Annotated in this window: 10 protein-coding genes; 8 read left to right on the forward strand and 2 right to left on the reverse strand. The window is 29.7% G+C overall.

Features of this window, described 5'->3' with window-relative positions:
- Positions 1-11 precede the first annotated feature (11 nt).
- Entirely contained in the window at positions 12-158 is a 147-nt protein-coding gene (locus RR430_RS06900; protein ID WP_332508829.1) for a prolipoprotein diacylglyceryl transferase family protein, read from the forward strand.
- Between the two features lie 37 nt (positions 159-195).
- Here the strand turns inward: RR430_RS06900 and RR430_RS06905 are convergent, their stop codons facing one another.
- Positions 196-1038: a Cof-type HAD-IIB family hydrolase gene (locus tag RR430_RS06905; protein ID WP_332508827.1), complete on the reverse strand. Its 843-nt coding sequence runs from the start codon at positions 1036-1038 to the stop codon at positions 196-198.
- A complete protein-coding gene (gene ispG / locus RR430_RS06910; protein WP_332488488.1) occupies positions 1035-2099 on the reverse strand; it encodes a flavodoxin-dependent (E)-4-hydroxy-3-methylbut-2-enyl-diphosphate synthase in 1065 nt (354 codons plus the stop codon). Before ispG ends, RR430_RS06905 begins: the two co-directional genes overlap by 4 nt.
- A gap of 176 nt (positions 2100-2275) precedes the next feature.
- Between ispG and rpmG the strand changes: the two genes are divergently transcribed.
- From rpmG to RR430_RS06945, 7 genes are all read left to right on the forward strand, one after another.
- On the forward strand, positions 2276-2428 hold the full coding sequence (rpmG, locus tag RR430_RS06915; protein WP_332488487.1) for a 50S ribosomal protein L33: 153 nt from the start codon (positions 2276-2278) through the stop codon (positions 2426-2428).
- Positions 2429-2466: 38 nt separating this feature from the next.
- Positions 2467-3066 (forward strand): MBL fold metallo-hydrolase, encoded by a 600-nt coding sequence (locus tag RR430_RS06920; protein ID WP_332488485.1) that lies wholly within the window; start codon positions 2467-2469, stop codon positions 3064-3066.
- Between the two features lie 71 nt (positions 3067-3137).
- A complete protein-coding gene (locus tag RR430_RS06925) occupies positions 3138-4115 on the forward strand; it encodes an ATPase, T2SS/T4P/T4SS family (protein ID WP_332488483.1) in 978 nt (325 codons plus the stop codon).
- Positions 4108-5079, forward strand: coding sequence for a type II secretion system F family protein (locus RR430_RS06930; protein ID WP_332488481.1), 972 nt, complete (start codon positions 4108-4110; stop codon positions 5077-5079). The genes RR430_RS06925 and RR430_RS06930 overlap by 8 nt, the downstream gene beginning before the upstream one ends.
- An 8-nt stretch (positions 5080-5087) precedes the next feature.
- Positions 5088-5381: a competence type IV pilus major pilin ComGC gene (gene comGC, locus RR430_RS06935; RefSeq protein ID WP_332488480.1), complete on the forward strand. Its 294-nt coding sequence runs from the start codon at positions 5088-5090 to the stop codon at positions 5379-5381.
- Entirely contained in the window at positions 5359-5694 is a 336-nt protein-coding gene (locus tag RR430_RS06940) for a prepilin-type N-terminal cleavage/methylation domain-containing protein (protein ID WP_332488478.1), read from the forward strand. The genes comGC and RR430_RS06940 overlap by 23 nt, the downstream gene beginning before the upstream one ends.
- A complete protein-coding gene (locus RR430_RS06945) occupies positions 5681-5917 on the forward strand; it encodes a hypothetical protein (protein WP_332508828.1) in 237 nt (78 codons plus the stop codon). Before RR430_RS06940 ends, RR430_RS06945 begins: the two co-directional genes overlap by 14 nt.
- The last annotated feature ends 97 nt before the right edge of the window (positions 5918-6014 follow it).

Here is a 6014-nt window from a genome sequence, read left to right on the forward strand (position 1 = left end):
TTTTATATAGTATTGGAAGATTTATAATTGAAATATTTAGAGGAGATTTAATTAGAGGATCAGTTGGAACATTATCTACTTCACAGTTTATATCTATTTTAGTCTTTATCGTAGGAATTACATTGTTTACACTGTGTAGAAAATCTAAAGTTAAATAATATTATAAAAGGAAGTATCACTAATGGGTACTTCCTTTTATAAATTGAATATTTCTTTTAATTTTTTAGCGACACCATGATTACGATTGGAATCAATTATGCAATGGGCAACTTTTTTAGGATTTGGCATAGCATTTTCCATTGCACAACTTAATCCTGCGATTTCCAACATTGATAAATCATTTTCTCCGTCTCCAAATGTTACCATAGAAGAAACTGGAATATCCGCCATTTTTTCAATATCATATAAAGCAGAGCCTTTACTAATTCCGATACGAACTACTTCTAACCAAGCAGCATTTACAAGAAATGTATCGTAGTCTTGTAGTGCTAATAATTCATCAGCAAGCTTTCTTAATGAAGCAGGTTTACCTAAGCAACAGATTTTAGGAATATCAGGTAAATCTATTAACTCTCTAATAAATATCATTTTAAATCGTTTGCTTTGATGGATAAGCGATCTTAAACTATACATACTACAAAGTATTAACGACATTAGGATGTTTCTCTTTGGAAACAAAATATAAGCATGTGTGTCATAGAATAACTCAGTTATTACACCGCTTCGTTGAGCTAAATCACAAATTTTTTTAAAATCATTTTGATTTAATTTTTGTTTTTCAATTACTTCTCCAGTCTCAAATGATTTAATGTATTGACCATTTTGACCTACAAAAAATCCATTGTATTTTTCGAGTTGTAATTGTTCTATAAATTTTTGACATCCATAATAAGGTCGTCCCGAGCAAATGGAAAAGCGTATACCACTTTGTTGCAGTTTTAGAACTGTATCAAGAGTTTCTTCGCTAAGTTGACTATTCTCATTTAGTAATGTTCCATCTAAATCTGATAAAACTAATTTGTACTGGTTTTCACTCATTGCTCTTCATTCACCATCTTTAGTATTTCTTCCTTTAAGGTTTCTAATAAATCTTCTTGTGGAACTGTTTTTAATATTTGACCTTTCTTGAATAGTAATGCACCATTTTTACCTCCAGCAATGCCAATATCTGCGCGTGATGCTTCTTGAGGACCATTAACTGGGCAACCCATAATAGCTACTTCTATATTTGAATGGACTGATTGTAGAAATAATTCTACTTCTTCAACAATTGGTATCATATCATATTGAATTCGTCCACAAGTAGGACATGATATTAGATTAGGAACAGAATCCATCAAGTCAAATGCACGTAATAATTGTTTTCCAATAAATAATTCTTGTACAGGATCACTACTTACAGAAATACGAATTGTATCTCCAATGCCTTCATGGAGTAATGCACCTAATGCGGCACTTGATTTAATTGATGATATTTTAAATGAGCCAGCTTCAGTTACACCTAAATGTAAGGGATATGGGAAAGTTTTAGCTGCAAGACGATAAGTATCGATAGTTAATCCAACATTACTTGATTTAAATGATAAACAAATATCATAAAAATCTAATTCTTCAAGGATATCCACATGCTTCTTTGCACTTTCTATCATTGCTTCAGGACACGGTTTGCCATATTTTTCCAGAACCTCTTTTTCAAGAGAGCCACTGTTTATACCGATTCGGATAGGTACATTTCTTTCTTTACATTTTTCAACTACCTTTTTTACATTTTCTTTTGAACCAATATTTCCAGGATTAATTCGAATTTTATCAATTCCTTGTTCTATTGCAATTAGGGCAAAAGCATAATTGAAATGAATATCAGCAACAAGTGGAACATTGGTTTGTTTTTTTATATCACCTATTGCATAAGCGTCTTCTTCATCGAGGATAGCCATTCTAACAATTTCACAGCCATTATCTTGTAATTCTTGAATTTGTTTAACGGTAGACTCAACATCTTTAGTTTTTGTATTTGTCATTGATTGGAGTAAACATTTATTTTGACCACCTAGTTGCAAATTACCAACATGGAGAATTCTAGTTTCAGTACGTTTCATATAAAATAAAACCTCACTTTCGGTGATATTATATCATGAAATTAGTAAAACAGTCTTGTAAGGTTACCTAATAATGGGTATATACAGACATATTTTCATGAAAACTAGTTCACGAAAGTATTGGCAATTTATGATTAGATATGCTATACTTCTTAGGTATTATTAGGAGGACTATCATGGCAAGAGAAAATATAACTTTCAAGTGCTCAGAATGTGGAGAAGAAAACTACATCGGTACTAGAAACAAACGTAAACAAACTGAAAAAATGGAAATTCAAAAATACTGTTCAGTTTGTAGAAAAAAGACTTTACACAAGGAGAAAAAATAAGAAAAGCCTTATAAAGAGGTTTTTTTTATGACATTTTTATGGAAAATATAATTACAACAGTAGTAGGGATATATCAAACAAATTGCTATATTTTAAAAGATGATGGGCATGTATGCATTGTTGATCCAGGGAAAAAAGCAGATAGAATTGCAGCTCTTATTGATGAAAATGAAGTAGTTGATGCTATTTTGTTAACACATGGGCATTTCGATCACATTGGTGCAGTAGATGAATTAATAGAAATTTTCCATTGTCCAGTTTATTGTAACCAAAATGATGAGGAATTATTAAAAGATTCTAGTAAGAATACAGCATCTGGATATATAGCAACAGTTCAAAACCAAACGATTCCTTATCATGAAGGAAATATGAAAATTGGTAATTTTAATTTTGAAATTTTATTTACTCCTGGACATACTGAAGGATGTACTTGTATCAAGTATAAAAATCATATGTTTACAGGTGATGTATTATTTTTCGAAGGTATTGGAAGAACTGATTTATATGGTGGTAATATGAGTAAAATGAGGCAAAGTTTACGATGTTTTCAAAACTTTGATGAAGATACCATTGTTTATCCAGGTCATGGACCAACATCTACAATTGGACATGAATTAAAATTTAATCCGTATTTTTGATGAAGTGAAAACTTCATCTTTTTTTTAGGATTTTTATCATTTTATACATATAAATAAGTATAGGTGAAATTATGGAAAAAAGATTAGAAGAGTTATTAACGATTGCAATTCACTATGGGGCGAGTGATATACATTTCTCTCTTTTTGATGAGCAAATTAAAATTGAGTTTAGATGTAAAGATAGGATGCTACATGTAAAAAATCAAGAAAATGATTTAAGATTTTTTAGATATCTTCAGTATCGGGCCAATTTAGATTTAGGTAATTCGTTATTACCTCAAACAGGAAGATTTGATGTTGATGTAAATAATGAAAAGGTATCTTTGCGATTTTCAGTGATGAAGAGTTATCGTATGACGAGCGGAGTACTAAGAATATTGAGTGCTAACTATCATTTAGAACTTAAACAATTAACTTATGATGTACAGGTTTTAAAAACATTTAAAGCAATCGAGAATAATCGAAGTGGACTATTTGTTTTTAGTGGACCTACTGGTTCAGGCAAAACGACAACTTTATATACCATATTAAATCAAATTAAAAATAAAAAGATTTATACATTGGAAGATCCTATTGAAATTTATAGTACCAACTTTGTTCAATTACAAATTAATGAAAAACAAGATTTAGGATATGATCAAGGAATTAAGCAATTAATGAGACATGCTCCTGATATTATTATGATAGGTGAAATTAGAGATGAAACAGCTGCTAAGATGGCGTTAAGGTGTGCTTTAACGGGTCATTTGGTTTTGACAAGTATTCATGCAGGAAGTTGTTTTTTAGCGATAGAAAGGTTACTAGAACTAGGTGTAAGCCGATTTCAGTTAGAAGATGTCTTATTAGGTATAAGTAATCAACGATTGTATTCTTCTTCGACCAATAATTCTAAGGTAGGAGTATATGAGATATTAAATAGAAAGGGTATTCATGAATATTTTAAAAAGGAAAAACCGAAAGATTTTAAGCCAATTAAATATGCCATTTCAGAAGCTATCAAACAAGGATATATCTCAATCACTGAAGCGAAGCAAGATCTTGATGAGTAAAGAAGATTGTGAAGGGATTTGTATATTGATGGAATCTGGGTTCTCATTCCAAGATGCGATTAGATTATTAAAAGATTCAAGGAATGAAAAAGTGATAAGCAAGATACAAGAATGTTTAAGTGAGGGTAATGAAATTGAAATGTTTGTTACTCAATATTTTTCTAAAACCTATCTTAAATATTTAGAACCATTTTGCAAGTTTTTACCTTTTTCAAGAAGCTTGCAATTAACAGTTAAATGTTTAAGTGAGGAAAAGAATACACGATCTAATCTTCTTAAAGAATTACTTTATCCAATTTTATTATTTATAGGGACATGGATTGGATTATTTATATTTACTTTCTTTTGCTTTCCGACACTTATTTCATTGTTTAGAAATTTCTCTATGAGTATTACAAATTTAGTTGTTATAAAGTCTTGTTTTATGATAGTTTGTATCACTATTTCCATTATTAATTTATTAATAATAGTTTTATTGATAGGAAGTCGTCAAAATAACATTCGATTATATTTGTATTCGAAAATATGTCGATTGTTCAAAAATAATCTACTAAAAACATATCAAAGTAATTTATTTGCAAGATTTTACCGCCAATGTTCATTAGCAGGTATAAAAACGAAGCAAACAATGAAACTTTTGCAGAGTATAGAAATTCATCCTGTTTTAGTGTTAATAAGTAAACAAGTAGAAAAGTCACTTAACGAGGGTGAAACTATGGAAGATTCATTAAAAAATAATTTGCTAGATAGAACACTTATTCAATATATGAAGCTTGCTATTTACTCCTCAACAATGGATGAAATGTTGGAAGGATATATTAAAGTTAATGAAGAAAGGATGCATCGCACAATAAAGCGTTTTTCGAAAGGATGTCAGCTTATTAGTTATGGTTGTATAGGATTCATCATTATTGTTGTATATCAAATTCTAATACTTCCTTTGACGCTAATGGCTGAACTATAGGTGAAATAATGAAAAAGGGATTTACTTTATTAGAAATGATTATTGTAGTTTCGGTATTATCAATACTATTCTTATTAGCAGTTCCAAATATTCAAAAGGTTATGAAAATAGTGGATGAAAAGGGATGTAAAGCTATGATGAAAGTTGTTGATTCCGCTATATTACAATATCGACTGGATTATGATGAATATCCGGGTGATATTTATGATTTAGTAAATGCAGGATTAATGAATGAAGAGCAAATTCAATGCTCTTCAAGTCAAAGTGTAGGAATAAGTGATGGACAAGCCATATTACAATAAAGGCTTTACATTGGTCGAAATGATTTTGGTTTTATTTGTTATGTCGACATTTACTGTCCTTGTGTTGCCTTTAATTTCTTTCCCTAATCTTGATTATTATTTATTTGCAAATGAGTATTTACTATTTCAATCTGAATGTATTAAAGAGAACAAACAAGAAGAGTTTTATTCTGAAGTAAGTGCAAATTACAATTATCCCATTGTTTTTAATGAAAAAGGAAATGTTCAAATGGCGCAAACAATAACTTTTCCTTTCGAAGAATCACTAAAGTTAATCAGCCAATTAGGAGGTGGACGACTTGAATTCAAATAAAGGATTTATTTTAGTTGATATGAGTTTATGCATATTAATTTCTATAGTTATAGTTATGTGTATATTTGGAGTTAAGTTTTTAGAAATTAAAAACCAAGAATCTATGAATATTTATGCGCAAGAGAATGATCAATACTATCTACAAATAATTGCAAATAGAAGTGAGTGTGAAATTGAATGTGTTCCAGAAATAGAGGAAGTACCACCATTGAATGCTTATTAGGTTTAATTATTACAACGATATTAATACCAATTGTATATACATCAATGAGAATATTAATTAATCATGAGTATTTTAATCAAGATGCTCAAGATGAAAT

This window comes from Anaerorhabdus sp., from assembly GCF_036641015.1.
Lineage (GTDB): Bacteria > Bacillota_I > Bacilli_A > Erysipelotrichales > Erysipelotrichaceae > Anaerorhabdus.

Coding starts and splice junctions, on each gene's coding strand:
- RR430_RS06940 (WP_332488478.1), top strand. CDS start 5,359: ATGGACAAGCCATATTACAATAAAGGCTTTACATTGGTCGAAATGATT.
- ispG (WP_332488488.1), bottom strand. CDS start 2,099: ATGAAACGTACTGAAACTAGAATTCTCCATGTTGGTAATTTGCAACTA.
- rpmG (WP_332488487.1), top strand. CDS start 2,276: ATGGCAAGAGAAAATATAACTTTCAAGTGCTCAGAATGTGGAGAAGAA.
- RR430_RS06905 (WP_332508827.1), bottom strand. CDS start 1,038: ATGAGTGAAAACCAGTACAAATTAGTTTTATCAGATTTAGATGGAACA.
- RR430_RS06930 (WP_332488481.1), top strand. CDS start 4,108: ATGAGTAAAGAAGATTGTGAAGGGATTTGTATATTGATGGAATCTGGG.
- RR430_RS06920 (WP_332488485.1), top strand. CDS start 2,467: ATGGAAAATATAATTACAACAGTAGTAGGGATATATCAAACAAATTGC.
- RR430_RS06925 (WP_332488483.1), top strand. CDS start 3,138: ATGGAAAAAAGATTAGAAGAGTTATTAACGATTGCAATTCACTATGGG.
- comGC (WP_332488480.1), top strand. CDS start 5,088: ATGAAAAAGGGATTTACTTTATTAGAAATGATTATTGTAGTTTCGGTA.